The sequence below is a fragment of the Terriglobus sp. ADX1 genome, assembly GCF_036877645.1.
GTDB lineage: Bacteria > Acidobacteriota > Terriglobia > Terriglobales > Acidobacteriaceae > Terriglobus.
The window spans coordinates 1-22,410 of the sequence record NZ_JAEDXV010000020.1 but is presented as its reverse complement, the minus strand read 5'-3'; the positions used below and the strand labels follow the sequence as shown (position 1 = coordinate 22,410).

The following is a 22,410-nucleotide window of genomic DNA, read 5'->3' as shown; positions in this document are numbered from 1 at the left end:
GCGCCATCGACCCCTCATGCCCAACATCCAAGGAGCCGCATCATGCAGAACAGCAGCCCGTATCAATACATCGCCCTCGACCTCATTGATGAGTCCACGACCAACCCGCGTCAGACCTTCGACCCGATCAAGCTCGAAGAACTCGCCGCTTCCATCCGGGAACATGGTCTTATCCAGCCCGTTGTCGTCCGTCCCAGGAATGGCCGCTTCGAACTCGTGGCCGGTGCGCGCCGCTTCCGCAGTTCGCTCCTCGCGGAACAGTGCACCATCCCCGCACACATCAAGGAACTCACCGACACCCAGGCCATCGAGTGGCAGGTTGTCGAGAATGCCCAGCGTGTCGATGTGCATCCCTATGAAGAAGCGCAAGGCTTCCGGCGCTTGTTGGAGATGCCCGGCTATGATGTTGCCGCCGTCGCTGCCAAGACCGGCAAGAGTGAGAGCCATGTCTATGCGCGTCTCTCCCTGCTGAAGCTCATCCCCGAAGTCGCCACGGCGTTTCTGGAAGAACGCATTACCGCGAGTCATGCCAACACCATCGCTCGTCTGCCGCAGGAGCATCAGGCCGATGCCTTTGAGAACTGCTGGCGCAAGGACTGGCAAGATAAGGAGGCGCACCTCTTACCGGTGAAGCATCTGGACGCGTGGATCGAAACCAATCTCTTTCTCGACCTTGCCGATGCGCCCTTTGATCGGGAAGACCCCACCCTCAACCCGGAGGCCGGTGCGTGTCTGGCCTGTCCCAAACGCAGTGGCTTCAACACCTGTCTCTTCCCAGACGTGCAAGGCGACCAGTGCTTTGATGGTGCCTGCTACCAGTCCAAGGTCTCAGCGCACATTGCCGCTGTGTTGGTGGATCGTCCCGGTCTCGTCCAGATCGAAACCCTCTGGCGTCCACCACAGGAACAGGCTCCCGGCGCACTCTCCAAGAACAGCTATCGCCTGTTGGACATCCCCGATAACCCCGATGCCGACTTGCCCTGCAACACCACCCGTACCGCTCTGATCGTCTATGGTCGCGATGCCGGGAAGACCGTCATGATCTGCACCGACGACGACTGTCCGGTGCATGATCCTGCTACGGCTGCACGTGTCGCGCGGGAACAGGCCGAGCATCCCGCGCCGGTTACCATCCCGCCGGACGTCGATGAGACGGACGAAGAACGGGAGGCACGGGAAGCTGCCAACGAACAACAGCAGCAGGCCTATGCCGCGGAACAGGAGCGGCGGCGTGTGGAACGGCAGGAAGAGTTCGAACGCCAGCAGAAGCAGTGCGAGGCGGAAACCCGGCAGCGTGAGAAGGCGCGGCAGGCCCGTAAGACCACCTTGGAGAAGATCGTCGAACATGCTCCGCTGGTCTTCACTGGCGACCAGCTGCGCCTCCTCCTGCAAATCCTTCTTAACGACGCACCCTATGGTCTGTTCGAAGAGGCCGCGGAGTTCTATACGCCGGAAGACGGAGACGACGGGAAGACTTTGGACGAACTGCTCACCGAGGCGCTCGGCCTTTGCGTGGATGAGAAGTTGACCGCATTCCTCCTGCGGCTGATCCTCTCCGAGCATCGGTCGCTGCCGTTGGGAGAACAGATCGACTGGCTGGAGAAGGCTGCGGCGATGTTTGTTCCCACACCAGCCAAGCCGGTGCGCTCCACGGCGAAGGAGCAGAAGGGAGCCGCAATCGCTACAACCTCCAACGGCAAACGCAGGACGACAAAGAAAGCCGCTGCCTAACGCGTTACTGCTTCTATTCGTGGCCATCCCGGCATCTGTCCGGGGTGGCCTTTCTTTTGCCCGCGCGGCGCGCCGGGAGAACCCTCTTCGGTTTCTCCCGGACTCTCATCCCGCTTGGTCTCCGGCCTGCGCTCGCCGGGCTGCGCGGCAGAAGACGTTCCCCCTCCTGCACCTTCCCCTTGCATCAGCTCCACCGCGAGATCTCGTGGCCGGTTCAGTACGTGAGGGCCGCATCCTGCACGTAAGCCGTTCTCCCGCTCGTAACTTTAAAGTTCTCCGCCCAACAGAAAGGAACATCATGTCCACTCGTCAGGAACTCACCGTTCGTCACAAGTCACCTGTTGCCACGCGCTCTGAGATCGCCCAGCGTCCGTGCAAGACATCTCTGGCGCACTGCACGCGCTGCTCGACCCCGGAGCTGTGCAGAAACTGATATCTGATGACGCGGCAACTGAGACAGTTTTGTTGGCATCGTCGGTTATCTCTGGGGAGTGTTTATCCTCCTCGACTCTTCTTCTGAAGAGCAGCTGTAGATACAAGATCGCTTAAGCGGCTCACTCCGTGGACATGCACCTGCATATCCACGGAGCATCGTCTTGCACTAACCATAAGAAATAAGATCTGCTCGTACCTATTTCATTGTGTATCTTTCACGCATCGGAAGCCAAGCGTGCCGGAGCGGTCGATACTCGGAGCCATCAACAGCAGCTTGCCATGCTGATCGTTCCTGTATGCTTCCGGGAAATACCAGAGCGAACCCGCTGGGCGATAGTGACTCCCGCCACGAATAATAGCGGCACGGGTGTGATCATCCCGATATTCGTCAGTCCACTGCCATACATTTCCCACCATATCCATCACGCCGAAAGGGCTTGCTCCCTTGGGATGTGCATCGACGTCACTGGGAGGGGGTAGCACGCGACCGCTGTCTTGAACGGGCGCCAGGGACTTGCTATCTGCAGGGCAGCCAAGTGAACCTCCGCCTCCGCGTGATCCTCCGAGCCAATCGCAGTTCCCCCAGGGAAACGTGCGGCCATCATTACCTTGTGCGGCGTACTGCCATTCCCACTCATGCGGCAGCCGCTTGCCGGCCCACTTTGCATATTCACGAGCATCCTCTATCGATACCCACGTAACCGGTTTGTTCGCCCAGCCTTCTGGATAAGAGCCGTTCTTCCAATCCTTCAAAAAGTTGAGGCTGTCCTTCGGTTGATAATGTGTCGCCTCCAAGAACTTCTTAAATTCAGCATTGGTCACCGGATACTTATCCATGAAGAACGGCTTGATCTGGATAGGGTGCTCATGAAAACGGCGGGGGCTATCTTCCCATCCATACTGAACATCGACTCCAACATCGTCGCTTCCTTCAATCTCGATTCCCTGTACGCGGAACTGGTAATCAGCACCTTCGACGCGAACCATCCCCTGGGGTGCGGATGTAGCGCGTGTTGAAGATGCGGTCTCTACCATCTGTTGCGGCAGGAAGTGCCACTCGTGCGAGTAGCTGGAAAGAGGTTTGGCGGTCATCTCCTTCATCCTTCCCATCAGCTCTTTCAGCTTGGGGTCCGGCTCTCCATTGGTAGTGGCAATCGCTCCATAGCCGTGGGCTTCGGTTGAAAACGTGAGCACTGCCTGCTCGCCCTCGATTTCAGGCTTGAGTTCGACGCCGTGATAGAGGTCGAAGTAACGCAAGCCTTGCTTGTGAGGTATGGTCATTTGATTTCCGTCAACGTTGTATTCATTGCGGTTCACGATGGTCCACACTGTCTGGTCTGCTAGCGGCCAACGGCTCGCGAAGACACCATAACGCAACGTCGGATAGTAGGGCTCCCATCCCTCGCTTGCAAAGAATGGAGCCACTGCGCGTTCGATCGTCGCTACACGGCGCGTCGCTTCTGCATCTCGTGGAGTCACACCGTTCCAGATGCCCCAGACGTTCTCCCAACTCTCCCAGCCTTCGCCGTTGAAGAATGCGTATTGAAGAGCATTGGTTTTATCGCGATCCCATCGGCCTTGGATGTTCACCTGATGACGCGGTTCAAGCCACCGATATCTGTCCACTCCAGGCGCAAATGTGTATTGGTACTGGCCCCAGGTGAGAACATTCCATGCAAGAGCTTCGTCGCTGGGACCGCTTTCCGGCTCAAACGCTAATGGGTGGCCAGCCTTCTCAGCAGCGAGCGAGAAAGCCAGCGGGACACCATCCTGCGTATCACCATTTACGCCGTCGGCGTCAATCTCTTTCAGGAACTGCGCAAAGGCCGTTGGCCAGTCTGTTCCCGGGTCTCTTGTCCCCTGGTCCCACATCATCATGGGAAACAGCACCTTCACACCACGCTTGTGAAAGTCTGCCACCATTTGTTTCAAACCTTCCACACCGCCGGGCATCGTGCGTGTGATGTCATGTTGGTTCCGATCGTCGATGCCTACATTCGGATAGACCGCCCAGACGAGGACGGCATCGATGCCGCCGTACCGCTTCTCAAGATCATCCAGATAACGATCCACGGTGTATTTCCCCGTTACAGGGTCGTACAAATAGCGATCATGCACCATCATTTGGGGCTGAATAAAGCTATGTTGTGCCCATTGAAGTTGAGGCTGGGCATAACGTGACCCATCGTATCCGATACGAATGCGGCGTTCCGTGCGCCAATGAATGTTATCGGCAAGCCAATCCCGATGCGTTGATGGAGTACATGCCGTAGCCCCTGGCCTCATGATGGGACCGGTCGTCAAACATTGTGGCGCAAGAATGAGCTGGCCTTGAGGATTTCCAAACTGCGCATTGGCCTGGGCAGTGCAGAGAACAGCAAGAAGAGAAAGGGTTGCAGCACTCCACATCGTTCTAAGTTGAGCTTTCATGTCGTAGTTCCTTTCGTTCGGATAGGTTCAGAATCTTTATAGGCCGATGCGAATAAGGAAATCGCTAAGTCCGGCGTAACCCAAAAACTAACGACGTACCTGGTCACTTGATGCTTCCAGAAATGCCTCTACTTCTTTCATGCTGGGCATTGAGGGCTGAGCTCCTCTGCGCGTTACCGAGATAGCAGCAACGGCAGCTGCAAAACTCGCACTTTCCAAGGGAGATTTTCCTAACATGAGCGCTGTGGCAAAGCCTGCATTGAAGGCATCACCTGCGGCTGTGGTGTCGATTGCTTTGGCCGCCACGCAGGAACCAACCTGTTGAGTCCATCCTGCGTGGCCATGTAGCTTCCATCTGCTCCCATCTTCAGCACCACTCCGCGACAACCCTTGGATAGAAACATGTCTGCCGTCTTCGCAGGCGAAGGTGGATTGGATTCAGAATTTTGATTCCCCAGGTAGAAGGCTGCTTCCGTCTGATTGGGAGTCAGCCACGCGATGTGCTTGAAGAGTCCTGGTGGCAGTTCCATCGCGGGGGCAGGGTCAAGAACTAAGGGCACATTCTCTTTCGCGCAAATGTGTGCCAGATGTTCTACCGTTTCAAGCGGTACTTCAAGCTGAGTAAGAACCATGCCTGCGTCTCTGAGGATAGAGATGTTTGCGTCAAGATCCTCAGGTGTGACTTTGTAATTTGCACCCGGCGCTACCAGAATGCTGTTGTCTCCGCTCTCTGAGACAACGATGATTGCAACGCCGGAAACGCCATTGCTCGTTGAGACGCCTGTTATGTCAACACCCGCAGTTTGTAGCTCGGTTCGTAGCTCTCCACCGAATGCATCGTTCCCCAACCGCCCTATCAGACGCACCGGATATCCGAGACGTGCCACGGCAACGGCTTGGTTTGCGCCTTTGCCACCAGGGTGGGTTTGGAAGTCGTATGCAATGACCGTCTCTCCGGTAGTGGGCATTCTCTTTGTCACTGCGACTAGGTCGGTATTGATACTGCCGACCACAACAATAGGTTTTTGCGCGGACATTGCGTTTCTCCTCAAAAAATAGCGATGAAGGTTTCTACGAAAACAGCGGAGCGCAGGCGACCGCCGTTAAGCCGCACAGGAAAAACACAAACATCCATCTCAAAATGATTCTTGAACGGGCCGGAGCAGCACGGAATTCATGCCAGACAAATACGCCCCAGCAGGCAGAGATCATGGTGGCGCCTTGACCAATGGAATAAGAAACAGTGGGACCTACGATGTTGGCGCGCGAGGCTACAAAATTCGCCATTGCGCCTGTGCACCAGATAGCTCCTCCCAGCACACCCCAAACGTGCCACGAACCGCTCGCCTCCCAATAACCCCGCATCGGCGCGGGCTCGCGGCCATCAAGAGGAAAGCGCATGAAGAAATAGTTCACGGGGATAGCGCAAATCGCTACACCAAGCGCGAAGAAGAAGAGCGCTGCATAAGGTCCGGGACCATCTTCGATCGTCATAGCTTTTGAAACGAAGGGATAGAAGGTGCCCATCAAGAGTCCGGCTATCAAACTAATGATGATGCCGCGACGGCTCATGGCCGCGTGCTTAGTTTCGCGAAGCCGATAAGCGATTGCATCGAACACGATGGCCGCTGTCACCAGTGCGATACCAGCAAACAGAAGTACAGGATTTCCCTTAGGCGAAATGATGTAGGTACTTACTGCACCCACAATCAGCGCAAGACCAATGCCAACAGGAAACGCCACCGCCAGTCCTGCGATATCGATCGCCGCCACCAGCAACAAATTAGCAATATTGAAGATCGCACCGCCCGTCATAGCGAGAAGAATCGGATACTGCCCGGAGTGAGCAATATCTGCGAAAAACGGACGTCCTGCTGCTCCATGACTTCCGAGCGTTGCGCCCCACACGATTGCTCCCGCAATCAGGCCAATCACGTAGTCCCAGTAAAAGAGCTGGAATCTGTAGCCAGGGCAAAGCTTCATCGAATTTGCCCATGATCCCCAGCACAGCATGCTGAGGATCATGAAAAGAAGTGCAATACCGTATGTTTCAGGCTGATACATTGAACGTGTCCTTTTTAATGAGACGAGTAAGTCGATCCTGCTGCCGGGTAGGATGATCCGGCTACAACTGGCTTTCAATTGCTTTCATTAAGCAGCAGCTTGCGACGGCTGCTGCCTGTGATCTTACGAGCCAGTTTCAAACGTCATTCCTTCTAGCACTCAGGAATGGTTAGAGATTAGAAATCTAACCGTAACGCAAGCTGAATCTGTCTGGCATTTCCCGCGGAAGTGATCTTTCCGAAGACAGACGAGGCTAACGAAGTTGTTGGATTATTAAAGGACACGTTATTGAACAGATTGAAGATGTCCGCACGGAACTGAATCTTCGAGCCTTCGCGGGGCAAGAATGAAAAGTTCTTCGCAAGGCTCATGTCGGTATCAAATAACGAGGGTCCCGTGAGACTATTGCGTCCGCTATTCCCAAAGGTACCGTACGTATAGGGAGCGAGGAGTGGTGAAGCGTAGGCGGCGGTATTGAAATATCCGGTTCGCGCCCACGAATCTTTTCCGCCGCACCCTGCGCAGGGATTGATGCCCGTTGCGTTTAGGCGTAGAGCTCCCATGTCTCGGCCCCCGCCTAGCCATGGTGCCGAGGAGCCAGTGCTCACAGAGAAGGGAGTTCCACTGCTGTAGGCGACAATTCCTGAGAGCATCCACCCACCCACGACATACTTCGCAACGCCCAAGGTCTCAAATTTCGGGAGATTCCACACGCCGTTCACGCGTAGCAGATGCTTTTGATTGAAGTCGGACCTGGCATACTCACCTAGAATGGGGCTGGCTGGATTTTGTGCGGTTCCACCATCAGCATCCGCAACAGATCCCGAATCGAGCGACTTCGCGAAGGTGTACGCGAATTGCATGGTGTAACCCTCTGAGAAACGCTTTCGTGCGGTCACTTGCAGAGAGTTGTAGTTGGAGGATCCCAAATTGGAGATTCGTGTAATGCCGGCATAATACTGCGGCAAGAAGGGACGCCGCGACTGCGCGTTCGCTGCCGTTCCACCTGCTGAGTACGGCGCTGCATTTGCCTGGTTTCCATTCCACAACCGATCCCCATGGCTTCCTACATAGCCAACCTGCACCATCAGGTCTTTCGGAAATTCACGTTGCACGTTGAAGTTGTACTGCTGCGTGAACGCATTCTTGATGTGTGGATCAGGCGAGTAAAACTGCGCCGGAAACGGCCAAAGTGGATTTGGTCCGGGGTTAAGGTAGGGATACGGGAATGGATTCGTGTAGCCCGTCCCCCCGTAGGGATCGGTGAAAGTGTTTGGTGTAAATATCAGCTGTGTCTCGAATGGAGGAGCCTCAATTTCATTAGCCATCGTGATGGCTCCGGGCGCGTTATAAAAGATGCCATAGCCGCCACGCACTGATGTCTTTCCATCACCGAAGACGTCGTAGGCAAACCCAAGCCGTGGAGCGAAGTCACCCTTGTCCATGAAGATGGTTCCAGGCGGAATCCCCGGATCGCCAGGAAATGCAAGTCCCGGAGGCGCGGTGGGGAATCGTGTGGAATGGAAGCTGGGATCAAACGTGACGGTAGGAGAGTTGTGGTTAAACTCGACCCAGGGATAGAAGAGATCCCACCGCAAGCCAAGATTCAGTGTCAGTCGAGATGATACCTTGTAGGTATCTTGGCCATAGAATCCTGATTCCACCGAATGCTCGTTGCCGTAATAGGGCGTGTACTGTCCGAAGCTGATGGGCTTACCAATTAGATAATCAGCCCAGTTGTTTCCCGTCTGCACGCCGCTGAAGGTCGGGTTGCCTGCAGAGTTTGTGCTGGTCCATTCGATGTGTTCCGCTTCACGAAGACCCATCGCACCAAACTGCCATAGATGTCTGCCCTTTACCCATGAAAGCTTGGCATCGGCTTGCTTTAACGCTGTGTTTTCATACCACGGATTGCCAGAACCAAAGCTTGTCACGCCAGATACTGATACTTGCGGTGATACGTTGTATCCGCCGGTGTTGTATTTGGCTCCCATCTGCGAACCCGTCACGATGAGTCCCTCGGGAGTCCCGACGGTGTTGAGATTTGTATCTGAGAATCCGAAATCACCAATCAGGTTAGGTGTGAATGTGTGCGTGTCTCTAACCGTAGTTCCCCAGTTAGTGTTCGTAAAGTTGTCGTAGTACTTTGAAGAAATGATGGAAGAGTATGGTGGTCCAGTTACGGCAGAAGTAGCCATGTGGAAGTAACGAACATACATTTGATCGTTTCTCGTTAGCCGATAATCTCCCCTGACGGTATATTGATCGCCGCTCGTCGGTGTTGGAACTTGGTCCGTATAGGCCCATAGTCCAGAAGGCTGCAGAGTTGGAGCGGGGATGTAGGTGTTCATGAAGTTCACCGACATTGTGTCCCACTCATTCTGAGGAATTAGATTTCTCCCCGGATATCCATTGGCGGCGGTGTAATTACATGCAGTGGTTCCAGTACCCGGCAAATTACCGCTCGTGTTGCATGTCGTGTTGTAAGGATCGTGAAGCTGCGTCGCAACAGAGCTGAAGTCTCCACTGCGTTGAGCAGGTGTTATCGTGGCAAGATTTTCGAGAGTGACCTGATGGATCCGCAATCCCTCATAGGTTCCGAAGAAGAAGGCTTTGTCTTTCAAGATTCGCCCGCCGCCCGCAACTCCGAATTGGTTTTGTTTCAATATCGGTTTCGCCGCTGGAGCGGGTGCGAACCAGTTTCTTGCATTGAGCGCATCGTTACGCAGGAATTCCCACGCTGACCCATGGAATGTATTGGTTCCTGCTTTGCTGACCGCTACAAATGCTCCTCCCGATGCGTGTCCAAATTCTGCGCCATAGCTATTCGTGAGCAGCGAAAATTCGCCAATGGAGTCAGGATTCGTAAGATTCGCGGGGCGGTTATAGAGGCCAGTTACTAAGATCGCGCCGTCCAGTGAGACTTGGCTTCCGTTCACGCGGCTCCCATTTACGCTGAACGTTGGCCCGTTACGCTGATTTATCACGGCGGCGGGCAGGGAAGCGCTGCCCACACCAGGTACAAGCGTGATGAGTTGTAGCGTATTACGTGTATTGAGCGGAAGCTCTTTGATTTGGGTGCTATCGATCTCAGTGCGAATAGCCGCGGAACTCGTATCTACCTGCACCACGGACGATGTGACTTCGACGGTTGCGTTCGCACTTCCAACTTCCAAAGTGACGTCGAGTCGGGCACTCTGTCCGTTTTCAAGAGTGATACCCGATTGAGCGTAGCTCTTGAATCCTGCCGAAGTGGCCGTCAATTTATACGTGCCCACCGGAAGGGAAGGGATGGTGTATTCACCTAGAGATGAGGCTGCGACTGTGCGTTCCAAGCCAGTTCCCACATTCAGGACAACGATGGTTGTATTGGGGACCACGGCGCCAGTTTGATCCATAACGCGTCCCCCAATTTGAGCATTCGTTGCCTGGGCCATCGCACAATTTCCTACACAAGTTGTGGCGATGGCGAATAGAGGTACAGCGAGGACTGATGTGGGCGGTGTCCGCCGATTTCGTAGCAAATGCATTGTGCAACCTCCTGGACGCTGCAATTTCCCTTTGAAAGCCAAAGGCGCGGTATTCCGCGGCAAGTTTGAAAGCTTTCAAAAAGACAGGCGCGAAGCTACTACCTGATAGGTGTCATTGTCAATGCCGTTATTTCAGATAGTTCTAGATGCAGCTTGTTTACGGTATAAAGTCGTCGTGGGAGCATGGGTAAAATCGGCATGGAGCAACGTGAAGATGGATGAAATGTTTCAAGTTGAGGCCTTGTCAGAGTTTTGGATGGCGGCTCTTTCAAGTAGACTTTTAGGGTTTAACGGAGAAAAGCGCCAATGGCCAACATGCATGAGATCGCTAAGAGGGCGGGTGTTTCTTTGGGCACTGTTTCAAATGTGCTCAATAATTCCGCTAAAGTGCGAGAGCCGAAGCGCACCCGGGTACTTGAGGCAGTGCAAGCAGCGGGTTACCAGCCCAGCCAGTTAGCGCGCGGCTTAAGGCGCGATACGACCAACATGATTGGGATGATTATCCCTGATATCACGAATCCATTTTTCCCTTCGGTTGTTCGCGGTGCCGAAGACGTGGCGTTTTCAAACGGATATCGTCTGATTCTCTGCAACACCGATAACGATCACGCCAAAGAGACTGTCCATCTAAACGAATTGCGCACATATCTGCCTGCCGGTCTCATTGTTATCCCATCGAACTTCAGTGAGCTTACAGCGCAGGCCGAGTCATATCGAAAGGCGGGAACCGGTGTCGTGTGCATTGATCGACTTCCCAAGCATTGGAGCGGTGACAGTGTTACCGCAGATAACAAAACCGGTGCATATAACGCAACCCGCCATTTGATTCAGCTGGGACATACCCAGCTCGCAACGATCACAGGGCCCTTGCACCTCACAAACGCTAAGGAACGTCTCGAAGGCTTCAGGCGAGCCATGAAAGAAGCGAAACTTCCACTTGCTCCGGAATATGCTCAGGAGACGAGCTTCGACAAGCAGGGAGGCTACTCGAAGACTCAAGTTTTGTTGCGTCTGATTCCCCGTCCGACAGCGATCTTTGCTGGCAATGACATGATCGCCTTAGGCGTTTTGCTTGCTGTTCGAGACTCAGGTCTCCGTTGCCCGGAGGATGTTTCAATCATCGGCTTTGATGATCTGGATCTGGGTGAAACAACGAATCCGTCTCTTTCTTCGGTGTCTCAGTCAGGCTATCAACTTGGTACGACTGCAGCGCGCTTATTGCTTGATCGTCGACAAGGCGACGATAGTCCTGCAAAGCATATTGTTCTTGAGACATTGCTGAAGTTGAGACATTCGGTGGCGCCCCCGTCGCAGACATTTCAAATAAGCTCATCGACGGCAAGACGCAGAAGCAAAGGGAAACAAGCTGCATCCCCAACCTTCAATTGAGCCAATGTGATCGGTGGCGTCCTGCTGATGATTTGCGTGAGATTCAGAAGATGCAGATTTGCTGGCAGAGCTTGGATTGCTACTGCTTGCTGTGGTAGCCACGCCGGTCTTGTTCTCCAAACGAGCGGCAAAGGTTGACGCAATAGCTACCGGAAGTGTGCGCAAGTCAGCTTTGCGTCATAGTTGAGGATGTTCTGACATAATGCCCAGAGCTTTTTCAAGACTGATGCCAGCTTGAACTATAGTGCCTTCTGCGAATAATTTACCGATGAGCGTCACCCCGTGTGGGACGCGTCGACCTGGGGTGAATACCTGTGGAGGATGTTTAGGATCGGGAGCCCAGTCGCTACGTGCCTGATTGACGTGCACAAACCCTGCACGAAGTGTCAATGACGGATGCCCGGTGAAGTTGGTGATGGTAAGCATCTCGTCTCGCAGTGACGGTACAAGGATGAGATCAACCTGCCCCATGATGCGTTCCATCTCCATGGCTACGGCGCGACGCATGCGGTCTGCCTGTACGAAGTCCACCGCGGAAAGAAAGCGTGCCTGGCGGAAGCTGTTTGGCCAGGCGTCCGGCACCTGCATCTTGAGTTGGTCGTCAGCGTTGGTTAGAGTAAGTTCTTCGAAAGCCGCAGCAGCTTCTGCAAACAGAATGGTATTGAGATTGTCGTATGGCCAGTCCGGCAGATTCACCTCTACTGGGAGCATGCCAATCTGCTTTGCTACCTCCAAAGCATTACGGTCCACGTCCGTTGCGGGCGATTCTTTCATCCATTTAGGGACATAGCCGAGGCGCAGTCCTTTGACATTCTGCGATGCGTCAAACAGCAGAGGTGCATCGACACTTGCAACATCGCCAGAATCCTGCCCTGAGATTGCCTGAAGCACCATCATTGTGTCTTCAACACCGCGTGCCATTGGGCCGAGTTTATCGAGTGACCAAGCCAACGTCATAGCACCTGTGCGTGGCACGCGACCGTACGTGGGGCGAAGGCCGGTGACACCGCAGCGCATGGATGGAGAGACGATAGAGCCTTCCGTCTCACTGCCAATGGCAAACCCCACCAGGCCCGCAGCTACGGCTGCTCCAGGACCTGCGCTGGAACCGGATGCACCTTCTTCCAGCAGCCAAGGATTCATGGTCTGGCCACCGAACCAGATGTCGTTTAACGCCAGCGCGCCTAGTGATAGCTTTGCCACCAGCACTGCTCCCGCTTCGTTCAACTTGTGAATGACAGCACTGTCTTTCTGCGGTACACGGTTCCGATATGGCTCGGCACCGTACGTGGTGGCGATTCCAGCTGTGTCGAGCAAATCCTTTGCACCATAGGGAATGCCGTGCAGCACGCCTCGGTACTTGCCCTCAGCAATCTCTGTGTCAGCAGCACGTGCTTGTTGCAGTGCATGTTCTTCCGTGAGTGTGATGACGCAACGGAGTTGCGGATCGTATCGCTTGAGGCGAGCAAGATAAATTCTGGTCAGCCGCTCTGATGTCAGCATGCGGCTCTTGATCCAGTGAGAAAGGTGTGTCACCGGTGCGAACGCAATTGCCTCATCATTTGTTGGCAGGGAAACAGCCACATGGCCGAAGACCTGCGTGGAAGGACCGGAGAACTGCGCATGAGTTATGGACGTCGGCTGCCATGTAGTTGCGGGGGCCAGGCCATCCGATAAAGGCACCTTTCGTGGGCCCGTGCGGCGTTCTACCAGAGCCGCCATGCTGTTCTGCCAGTTGCCAGCAGCCTCGGTGCGTTCGGCGGGCGTTAGTGTTACTTGTAGAAGCTTCTCTGCGTGTTCAAAATCGGCAGGCGAGATGCTCGGGCCAACAGCGGGCGCCGTGCCAAATGCAGGAGGCGCGCCTGGTGTTGGTGTACTTTGTGGGCCCTGTGCATGCAAGGCCATTGCAAATGCCGATGCCGCGCCCTGCACGAGAAATGCGCGACGTGTTCTCATGTCCATGTCTGTCTCCGTCAGCGTTGTCTGGGGGCAACTACCGGCGCTACCGCCGGGCTGCAGTAGGAACCAGTGCATGCGCGGACACCGAAGAAGACGTTGTCCTTTGAGACGGGCAGGCGCACAGAGTTAGGAGTGGTTCCGGGAAACTTCGCGGCGTCCACGCCGTATTGCCAGTCTGTTGCTGAGGTCTCGCGCCAAACGATTTGATAGCTCGGTGTGCCTGTGCTGCTGAGGGGCGGCTCCCATGTGAGAATCGTATCGTTATCCAGGTTAGACGTGACGACCTGGACCGATTGTGGAATGCCCGGCGATTTCGCCAATGTTGCAAGTGTTGCCATATTTAAACGAGCGACCTGAGCGATGTAATTGAAGTCATCGAACTTGAGAAGATCGCCGTATTCTTTCCCATTCTCCGTACGGACGTGCTGGTGCTGATGGTCAAAGTTTTCGCGCCACTCGGTAAAGCGAACCGCTGCAAAGCCCTGATCGCTGAACGAACGGTGATCACCACCGCGCAGGAATCGATCCAGCCGAAGCTCCATCACGCTGTGCAGTGGCTTCGGTGCAGACGTAGCCAGGTAGGTACGGTCTACTTCCATCACCGCACGTGCAAGCTGGCGAGATGGCGTTTCATTCTCTGCGCCAATGCTCAACGCTGCACGGATTTGTTCAATGGGAGCGGACGGTAGGATGCCCTGGGAAAAAACACGGACGCGTGTCTTACTTTGCAACGTATCGCCCGGGGTGGTATCGCCGCCAACGATATCGTTATTGAGTACGCCTTCCAACTGCCAGCCCTGTTCCTTTGCCAGCTTTGCCAGATGGCCAGAACCATTCAGGCCTTGCTCCTCTCCGGCAACTGTCACAAAGACAATTGTGGCCGGAAATTTATACTTGCTCAGCACACGCGCGGCTTCCAGCGATACGGCAGTGCCGCTGGAATCGTCATTCGCACCGGGTGCGAAGTCGTGCGTGTTCATTACGTCCGTTTCGCGTGTGTCGTAATGGCCTGTGACAAGGTACATACGCTTGCTTGCGACGGGGTCTGTGCCCTTGAGGATGGCATACACATTGCGCAGAGGGGTCGGTTTGATGATGCGTGGCTTGCTGTTGTTGAAACCAGGCTGTGGCTGTTCAACGAACTCGTCGTACTGCACCTGCAGACATCCACCGCAGTCCTTGCTGTAAGCCTCGAACTGTGACTTGATCCATTCCGCAGCGGCAAACACACCTGTCCCCGGTTTGAGATCCGTTTCTGTCGAAGAGATGGTCGAACGGTTATGAAAGTCCACCAGGTGGCTGATGTTCGCTTTGATGTGATCTGCGGAGACCTGCTTCAGTGCAGCACGAATTTCGGGATCAGCAGGTGGCGTATGGAGCGGGGTTCCCACCGACGTGTAGTCCACGCGGCCGCTCACCGGAGTGTGGACAGACTGAGCGGTCAACCGAAATGTAGATGGAATGAGGACTAACGCAAGCGCAAGGGAAGAACGAACGTAGTTCATGAGGCTCCTGAAGACGTAAGACCAGATGGGATAAACGAATTGCGGCGCTCTACCGTCGAGCGCCGCAGTGTCTCCTAAGTGATTGGTGGATTAGAAAATGATCTTGCCGATGATCTGAAGCTGACGTGACGAGCCAAGATCTCCGACCGGGAAACGAGTTGAGGAGATGACACCGAAGCTGGTGGAACCTGCGACTGCAGAGGTTCCCGGATTGCCGAAGCTTGCGTGATTGAAGATGTCGAAAGCATCCGCACGCACCTGGAACTTTACGCGCTCCGTGATTGAAGTGTTTTTCTCGATGGAGAAGTCTGTATCAGCGAAGCCGGGGCCACGTAGCGCATTGCGGCTCAGGTTGCCAAATCCAGTCGTCGGGATCTGGAAGGTGCAACCTGCGGTTGCGGAAGCAGCGCAGACGGACGGCGTAAACCACTGTACCGTAGAAGCGGAACTCCGAACCTTGCCGTACTGTACGGGCGTGAGCAGGTTGGGATGCAGGACATTTGCGGTACCAGTAAATGTCGACGTGGTAGTGACGTTCAGGGGATTGCCCGTCTGCCATTGCGAAATACCGGAGAGCTGCCAACCTTCAACAAGGCGGTTGCCTTTGAACGGCAGTAAGTAGATCGCGTTGAAGGAGATGCGGTTCGCAGTGTCATAATCCGACGGGCCATAATTCAGATACGGGCGTGTTGCATCCTGAAGTACGGTGCCGCTCAGCGAACCTGTGTCCATCGACTTCGAGTAGTTGTAATTGAAGTTGAAGTTCAGGCCATTCCGGAACGCCTTACGCAACGTCAGCCACATGGCGTTGTAGTTTGACATGCCAATGGAAGAAACCTGCGTGATATTTACATTGCTGATGTTCGCGCCGGGCGAGATGGGGCTGTTCGTGGAGACGGCAAGGAACGGACGGACACCCGCTGCATTTGGCTGGTTGATGTTCAGTGGCGTGCGGAGATGCTTGCCGACGGAGCCATAGTAGCCAATGGACGCAGCCACTCCAAAGGGCAGTTCCTGCTGCACGTTCAAGTTAAAGGTCTCAGTGTAGGCATTGCGCAGATTGCGTTGCACACCGGAGATACCGATGCCAGCCGCACCAGCGGAAGCGTACAGGCTGGACAGAGGGATCGTCGTCGTAGCGTTGCTATACGTAACGCGATTCGCGAATGGTGGGTTGCCGTTGAGGCCGCTGACAGCGTTGGTTTCCGGCTGATCTGCCATGAAGCCGTATGCGCCGCGTAACACAGTCTTATTTGTGCCGAACACATCATAGGCAAAGCCAAGGCGCGGTTCGATGTTGTGATTCTGTGTGTATGGACTATTGCCATAGCCATTTGTTCCTACGCGGAAAAGGGAGGCGCTGGTAGTGTCAAACACAACCAGACGGTTTGAACCATCCACAGGAGAACCGTTCCACTCGTAGCGAAGACCCAACTCTGCAGTGAGATTCGGCGTGATTTTCCAGGAATCCTGAACGAACGCACCTACGGCATTTACATAAATGCGGTTGGATGTACGTGTGGGCGTGATGCTGAAGCTGTTCGCACTGCCCGTCTGGAAGTTGGCAACCGTGTTGAATCCGATGGTGCCTGTATCCTGCGAGAAATTCACGTTCAGAAAGCGACGGAATTCTCCACCAAATTTGATGGAATGCTTGCCCAGGGTATAGGTGGCTGTATCCGAGAAAATGCCGAGGGTGTCAAAACGCCCCTGGGGGAATCCCGACGGTCCGCCAAAGTTAAGGCCAGGACCTGTGATGGTGATCTGAGGGATACCGTTGGGGCCAGTTGTTCCAGTGCCCAAACCAAGTGTTGTCGGGTCCGTCGTGACGTTGGGATTGAACGAGATTGAAATGCGGTTGAAGCCAAGGCGAGCCTCGTTCACCAATCTGGGCGAGAATACGTGGGTTTCGTTCAGCGTCAGGATCTGTCGTGTGGCGGCGCGATTATCTCCGAACCCTGGAATGGTATTGCCCTGCAGCGTGGGTTCTGTGCGGACGTCCTTCTGCAGCGCATAGAAGCCATGGATGGTATCGATAGGGCTAAAGGTGTGGCTGATATCGATGGTTCCCTGGTCCGTCTGAACTGGTCCGGCTGCAGTGCCGATGAAGCGGGCTCCGGTGCTGTCATTCGCCAGCGGAATATAAGCAAGGAGGCGTTTCGCGACGGGATCCGTGACCCCGGCACGCTGAGCAGCGGTAAGTACACCGCTGTTCAGGGCCAATCCCTGTGACTGGCGCAGACCTTCGTAGCTGGCGAAGAAGAATGTGTGGTCCTTCCAGATTGGTCCACCCAGTGCAGCACCGAAGTTATGGCGCTTCAGCGAAGGCATACGCGTGCCCTTGGGGCTGAAGTAATTGCGTGCATCCAGCGCTTCGTTGCGGATGTAGTCGAATGCCTCGCCGTGAAACGCATTGGTGCCGGAGCGGGTACTGACGTTGACCACAGAACCCGAAGAGCGGCCGTATTCAGCAGAGAAGGTCTGATTGTTGATCTTGAACTCAGAGGTGGTGTTGATCGAGGGCTGGAACGTGATCTGGTTCTGCACCATGTCATTCAGGTTCACGCCGTTGATCTGGAAGTTTACGGAGTCTTCGCGGTTTCCAGCGGTGACAAACGAGTTCGCACCCAAGCCACGGCTGGGTGCCGTGAGCGAACCATTTGCGGGAGCCGTAACACCGCCCGGAGTGAGTACCGTTAGATCAAGGAAGTGGCGACCATTCAGGGGCACTTCCTGCACAGTCTGCCGATCGATTACCTGACCGACAGTGATGGACTCGGAGTCGATCAGCGGAGCGGAACTTTCTACCTGCACTACTTCACCCGTGGAGGAGACGGACAGGGGAACATCAAGATTTGCGTGTGCATCCACTGCCAGTGTTAGCCGCTGTACCGTGAACGCACTGAATCCAGTCGCGGTAGCGCGAACAGAATAGTCTCCGGGAGGAAGCGAGGGAGCCACATATTGGCCAGCGGCATCGCTCGTCAGAGAGCGTTCCACTCCCGTTCCAAGATTGCGAATGACAATCTGCGCGCCAGGCAATGCGGCACCGGATGGATCTTTGACCGTGCCGGAAAGCGTAGCCGTCGATTGGGCAAAAACAAGTGTAGGAACCGCTGCGATGGCTGCCAGTGCGAGAAGGGAATTGCGGTGCTTCATAGTGCCTCCTAAGTGAAACAAGGCGTCGGTCCGGGCATTGAATGCCTCCGGCGACGTCAGGTGTCCGTTTCCACCAACGGATTATTGGTGGTGCATTTAGGTCAGGGTGTCGAAGTCGGCCTAGAACGTGCGGCTTCAAAACGAGTCACCCTTATGGGCAAATTCATTTGCGGTGCGGATGAGCCGTAATATATCAGATATTATCCACGCATTCATCCAAAATTGAAGCGTTTAGGGAGGGCCTATGTTATCGATCCGCTCGCTCCTCGTTTCTTCCATCGTCGTAGGCAGCATCTCCGCGGCGATGAAGGCGCAGATAGCATCGCCAACGGAGAACCTTGCATGGCTTACAAACATAGTGGCCGTGAGCGGCTACGAGTCGGCTCTGTCCGAGCGGCTAGCAGTGGCATTGAAGGATGCACATCCCCATCGAGACAGTCTGGGCAACGTTGTGGTGACGTTTGGGACGGGCGCGCCGCATCGGCTCATCGCAACTCCTATCGATGAACCTGGCTATGTGGTGAGCAGGATTGAAGCTGATGGATATCTGCGTGTGCAGCGGTTACCACAGACTGGTATGCCACCGCACTATAACGAGATGCATAACGCCCAACAGATGCTCATTACAGCAAGAGATGGTGGAACTGTGCCGGGTGTGGTCGCGGGACTATCAATCCATCTCACACCCGGACGTCACAATGTTCCCGATCCAGATGATATCGACAACTTCTATGTCGATATCGGGGCAAAGTCTGAGGCGGCTGTGAAGAAGAGTGGCGTGGATGTACTTAGCCCTCTGGCCGCCGATCGTGCGTTACTGCGTGTCGGTCCGCACCGTTGGGCGGGAACCGCGATAGGTGATCGATTTGGAGCGGCCGTCTTGCTTCAACTGGCGAAGAGCCTGGAAAAGAATCCCGGCATTGGTACCACGACCATTGCGTTTGTAACGCAGCAGTATGCCGGTTCACGAGGACTTACGCGGGTCTTACAGATGACGCAGCCGGAAGAGGTCATTTACCTGGGCCGCGGTCGAAAAGACGTTGCCTCATCGGTGATGGCTGCACCTGCTCTTGGCTCGGGCATCCTGCGTTTCAGTCAGGTGGCATCCCCCGATGCTGAATGGTTTCATACCTCGTCCTTACGTGATGTCCCCGCTGCTCCGTTCCTGATTCGTGGCTACGGTTCGGCGATAACGCTTCCACCTAAGTCGATTCATCTTGGAGTGCCGATTCAGTACCCGCTGACCGCTGGAGAAATGTTGGATGATCGTGATCTCACAAAGCTGTTGACAACCTTGCTCCACGCGCTGGGCACAGATGCTTCCGTGCGGTCACCATCGCCTGTTCAGGCAATAGCGTATCCACCTGTGTCAAAGGCAACAACGAAGCCGGACACCGCGGCTGTACTCAAAGTGTTGACCGAAACCTATGGCGTTAGCGAAGTTGAGAAGTTGCCGCGCGAGGCCGTGGAGCAGCTGCTCCCACCGTGGGTAAAACCGGAGACCGATTCGGCAGGAAATCTGATTGTCCGTTTTGGCAACCGGGATAAACCATCCATGGTTTTCATGGCACATACGGACGAACTGGGTTTCCGGGTCGAGAGCATCGATGCAAACGGCACCCTGCAACTTGATAACAAAGGCGGCGGAGCTCCTGCGTTCTTCTGGGGCCATCCTGCACTGGTGCATACCCATTCCGGTATGTTGGAAGCTGTTGTTGCGCTTCCAGACGGATTTGACTCTACGAGCTTCCACTTTCCTGCAGATTTTCGAATTGCAGCAACGTTGAACGTAGGAGCGGACTCTGCCGCCGAAGCTTCGGCGATGGGCATCGAAGTGGGCGATTTCGTTACGATTCCCAAACGGTTGCGGACTCTTCAGGATGGGCGCGTTTCGGTCAGGAGCCTTGATGATCGCGTGGGTTGCAGTGCCATGGTGGAAGCTCTATGGGCCCTTGGAAAAGACTTTCACAGAGATGTGACGTTCGTGTGGTCCACGCAGGAGGAACTCGGCCTCCTTGGAGCTGGAGCATTCGCCAGGGAAGCAAATGACAAGGGGCGCATTCCCGCTACAGTATTCGCAATCGATACCTTTGTTTCGTCCGACTCACCTTTGGAATCACGACGTTTCGCGGAAGGAAAGCTGGGTGAAGGCTTTGTGATCCGCGCCATCGATAACTCAAATATCGCCCCATGGAGTGCTGTACAGCGCGTGCAGGGAATCGCAGTTAAGCACAACGTTCCTGTGCAGTACGGCGTTACAGGCGGAGGCAACGACGGGGCAGCGTTTGTCCGATATGGAGCAATTGACGTTGCTTTAAGCTGGCCGCTTCGATACGCGCATTCACCAGGAGAAGTGATCGATATGCGAGATTTGGAAGCATTGACTGACATCGTTACGAATCTTGCGAAGGAGTGGTAGTTTTTGAGCGGCGGATTTGTCCGGAAAACGGAAACGCACGAAAGATCCCGATGTCATCATTGAAAAAATTGCAGACCTCACTCAGCCTTACTGAACAGGCCCACGAGAGTATCAAACGCTATATTCTTGCGAAAAATCCAGGCGAAGCGATTCGTTTGACGGAAACATTTTTTGCAGAACAACTTGGTATTAGCAAGTCACCTGTGCGGGAGGCACTCAACTCGCTCCAAAGCGAAGGCCTTGTTCGGATTGAGCCGCGTCGTGGGGCATATGTTCACACCTTCTCTGATACAGAAATCGCCGATTTGTATCAACTTCGCGAAGCTCTGGAGAGTTTCGCTGCGACGATGGTGGTTGCCACTCCGGAGTTGATAGAGACCCTTCGCCACAGCGTAGAGCGGACACATGCATTACTACAAGCCGGCGACAAAACCAAATACATTGACGAAGACATTTTCTTCCATCAGACAATCGTCGCTGCAATTGGCAACCAGGAACTGTCACGCGTCTACAACAACTTGCAGGATAAGCTGCTGTTGTGTCGCTATCAGACCTATCAGCTATCCTCTTCGGATACTCCATCAGCTCATCAGAAAATCGTCGAAGCAATCTCGAGTGGTGACCGCGAATTGGCAAGGAGTGAGACATGTGCTCATATCCATTTCGTTCGCGATACCTTGCTCGCATCATGGAAGTCCACGCAGACGAGACCTGGTGACTTATCGTAGGACGGGTCGTGAGGAAGCGGCGAAGAGAGGAGACAAGCCAGCGCCTAATCTTCGCTACGAACCCGAAGAGATCGCACGCATCAACTTGATCACGCACGGATGCAAGTTGTGCGGTAAGGACACCGATCGAGCAGCCCTGCTCCTAGGCGCGACGATAGCGATGTGGCGCAAGAATGGTCTGGTATCGGCGTTGATCGTAAGGCCCTCGTTCGAAATTCGATGGGTCAGTATTGCCCAAATACTTGGCTGGAAAAATTCAGCAGAACTGGTGTCAATGTGGCTCAGTGAGGAAGGAAAACCTCGAACTGCCATCGTGCGGGACCTAGTAGACGTTCCGGCAAAACTGGCTTACGGGTGCAGTGGATGTACGGCTATACAGTCAATGGAAGTGGCGGAACCCGCGACCGCATGTGATTGGATCAAGGCTTCGAAATACTTTGGCAGCCTGCCCCTGTTCGCTGCTCGCAGCTTTGCTTCGAGGGAATCACGACGACTTGCACTATTCAAAAACTGGATTGCTGCTTCCGTGCCTTCGCGTCGAAGTCCTTGCACGAGCAAAGTCGAACCTTGATCGTTCACATTGGGCAAGACGGAGATGGTGGCATAGTCTTCGCCGGAGTATCCGGTAGGTTCATGTACCGCGTAGAAAGCTTGCTCGCCCGGTCTGGGTATCCGATTATCAATGTATCTCGATCCATGGATGCCACTCTCGACGAACCTGAAGTTCATCCGCGGTTCGTATAGTTCCACCCATGGGTTCGAGTTCTTTGCGCCTACGATGATAAAGTTGCCCGTCAGCATCGTCGCCCCGGTTACTTCCTTGGCAGAACGAAACACGAGTTTGTCGTGAAGCGACCCGGCAAGCTGCGTCAGCATCGAGGCGGCACGTGCATCTGTCATGGATGTAATTTGGGCGTCCTGCAGATAGTGGAGCAGACTCAACTCACCGCGCGAAGCGTTCTCCGGGATTAGGCCCTTCATATATGTGCGGTCGGCATATGCGTCCAGCGTAACTGGACGGTCGCCCAGAAGGCGCAACACATAGCTGACGTCTGCAAGCA

11 protein-coding genes and 1 pseudogene are annotated in these 22,410 nt (G+C 54.7%); 4 read left to right on the top strand and 8 right to left on the bottom strand.

Going from position 1 to position 22,410, the window contains the following annotated elements:
* The first annotated feature begins 42 nt into the window (after positions 1-42).
* On the top strand, positions 43-1,731 hold the full coding sequence (locus tag JAO32_RS13665; RefSeq protein WP_334241297.1) for a ParB/RepB/Spo0J family partition protein: 1,689 nt from the start codon (positions 43-45) through the stop codon (positions 1,729-1,731).
* A 636-nt stretch (positions 1,732-2,367) separates the two neighbouring features.
* On the opposite strand, the gene JAO32_RS13660 is transcribed toward JAO32_RS13665, so the two are convergent.
* The 4 genes and pseudogenes from JAO32_RS13660 to JAO32_RS13645 all read right to left on the bottom strand — a co-directional run bounded on the left by JAO32_RS13660 (position 2,368) and on the right by JAO32_RS13645 (position 10,097).
* A complete protein-coding gene (locus JAO32_RS13660; RefSeq protein WP_334241295.1) occupies positions 2,368-4,596 on the bottom strand; it encodes a formylglycine-generating enzyme family protein in 2,229 nt (742 codons plus the stop codon).
* 87 nt (positions 4,597-4,683) lie between these two features.
* Positions 4,684-5,564 (bottom strand): annotated as a pseudogene (locus JAO32_RS13655) (ribokinase).
* A gap of 103 nt (positions 5,565-5,667) precedes the next feature.
* Complete coding sequence (locus JAO32_RS13650; protein WP_334241290.1) at positions 5,668-6,738, bottom strand: GRP family sugar transporter; 1,071 nt, start codon at positions 6,736-6,738, stop codon at positions 5,668-5,670.
* Between the two features lie 98 nt (positions 6,739-6,836).
* Entirely contained in the window at positions 6,837-10,097 is a 3,261-nt protein-coding gene (locus JAO32_RS13645; protein ID WP_334241287.1) for a TonB-dependent receptor, read from the bottom strand.
* A gap of 399 nt (positions 10,098-10,496) precedes the next feature.
* Between JAO32_RS13645 and JAO32_RS13640 the strand changes: the two genes are divergently transcribed.
* Positions 10,497-11,579: a LacI family DNA-binding transcriptional regulator gene (locus JAO32_RS13640; RefSeq protein WP_334241285.1), complete on the top strand. Its 1,083-nt coding sequence runs from the start codon at positions 10,497-10,499 to the stop codon at positions 11,577-11,579.
* 177 nt (positions 11,580-11,756) lie between these two features.
* Here the strand turns inward: JAO32_RS13640 and JAO32_RS13635 are convergent, their stop codons facing one another.
* From JAO32_RS13635 to JAO32_RS13625, 3 genes are all read right to left on the bottom strand, one after another.
* A complete protein-coding gene (locus JAO32_RS13635; protein WP_334241283.1) occupies positions 11,757-13,541 on the bottom strand; it encodes an amidase in 1,785 nt (594 codons plus the stop codon).
* A gap of 11 nt (positions 13,542-13,552) precedes the next feature.
* A complete protein-coding gene (locus tag JAO32_RS13630) occupies positions 13,553-15,043 on the bottom strand; it encodes a M28 family metallopeptidase (RefSeq protein WP_334241281.1) in 1,491 nt (496 codons plus the stop codon).
* A gap of 90 nt (positions 15,044-15,133) precedes the next feature.
* Complete coding sequence (locus JAO32_RS13625; RefSeq protein ID WP_334241279.1) at positions 15,134-18,202, bottom strand: TonB-dependent receptor; 3,069 nt, start codon at positions 18,200-18,202, stop codon at positions 15,134-15,136.
* Between the two features lie 244 nt (positions 18,203-18,446).
* Here JAO32_RS13625 and JAO32_RS13620 point away from each other — a divergent pair, with 244 nt between their 5' ends.
* Both JAO32_RS13620 and JAO32_RS13615 read left to right on the top strand, forming a co-directional pair.
* On the top strand, positions 18,447-20,621 hold the full coding sequence (locus JAO32_RS13620; protein WP_334241277.1) for a M28 family peptidase: 2,175 nt from the start codon (positions 18,447-18,449) through the stop codon (positions 20,619-20,621).
* A gap of 50 nt (positions 20,622-20,671) precedes the next feature.
* The gene (locus JAO32_RS13615) at positions 20,672-21,349 is read left to right on the top strand and encodes a GntR family transcriptional regulator (RefSeq protein WP_334241275.1); all 678 of its coding nucleotides are present in this window, start codon (positions 20,672-20,674) and stop codon (positions 21,347-21,349) included.
* A gap of 348 nt (positions 21,350-21,697) precedes the next feature.
* Here the strand turns inward: JAO32_RS13615 and JAO32_RS13610 are convergent.
* The coding region (locus JAO32_RS13610; protein WP_334241272.1) for a hypothetical protein at positions 21,698-22,410 on the bottom strand (713 nt) is incomplete at its 5' end.

Excerpts from the sequence above, each read along its gene's own strand:
- JAO32_RS13665 (WP_334241297.1), top strand. The coding sequence starts at position 43 with ATGCAGAACAGCAGCCCGTATCAATACATCGCCCTCGACCTCATTGAT.
- JAO32_RS13660 (WP_334241295.1), bottom strand. The coding sequence starts at position 4,596 with ATGAAAGCTCAACTTAGAACGATGTGGAGTGCTGCAACCCTTTCTCTT.
- JAO32_RS13645 (WP_334241287.1), bottom strand. The coding sequence starts at position 10,097 with ATGGCCCAGGCAACGAATGCTCAAATTGGGGGACGCGTTATGGATCAA.
- JAO32_RS13640 (WP_334241285.1), top strand. The coding sequence starts at position 10,497 with ATGGCCAACATGCATGAGATCGCTAAGAGGGCGGGTGTTTCTTTGGGC.
- JAO32_RS13635 (WP_334241283.1), bottom strand. The coding sequence starts at position 13,541 with ATGGACATGAGAACACGTCGCGCATTTCTCGTGCAGGGCGCGGCATCG.
- JAO32_RS13630 (WP_334241281.1), bottom strand. The coding sequence starts at position 15,043 with ATGAACTACGTTCGTTCTTCCCTTGCGCTTGCGTTAGTCCTCATTCCA.
- JAO32_RS13625 (WP_334241279.1), bottom strand. The coding sequence starts at position 18,202 with ATGAAGCACCGCAATTCCCTTCTCGCACTGGCAGCCATCGCAGCGGTT.
- JAO32_RS13620 (WP_334241277.1), top strand. The coding sequence starts at position 18,447 with ATGTTATCGATCCGCTCGCTCCTCGTTTCTTCCATCGTCGTAGGCAGC.
- JAO32_RS13615 (WP_334241275.1), top strand. The coding sequence starts at position 20,672 with ATGTCATCATTGAAAAAATTGCAGACCTCACTCAGCCTTACTGAACAG.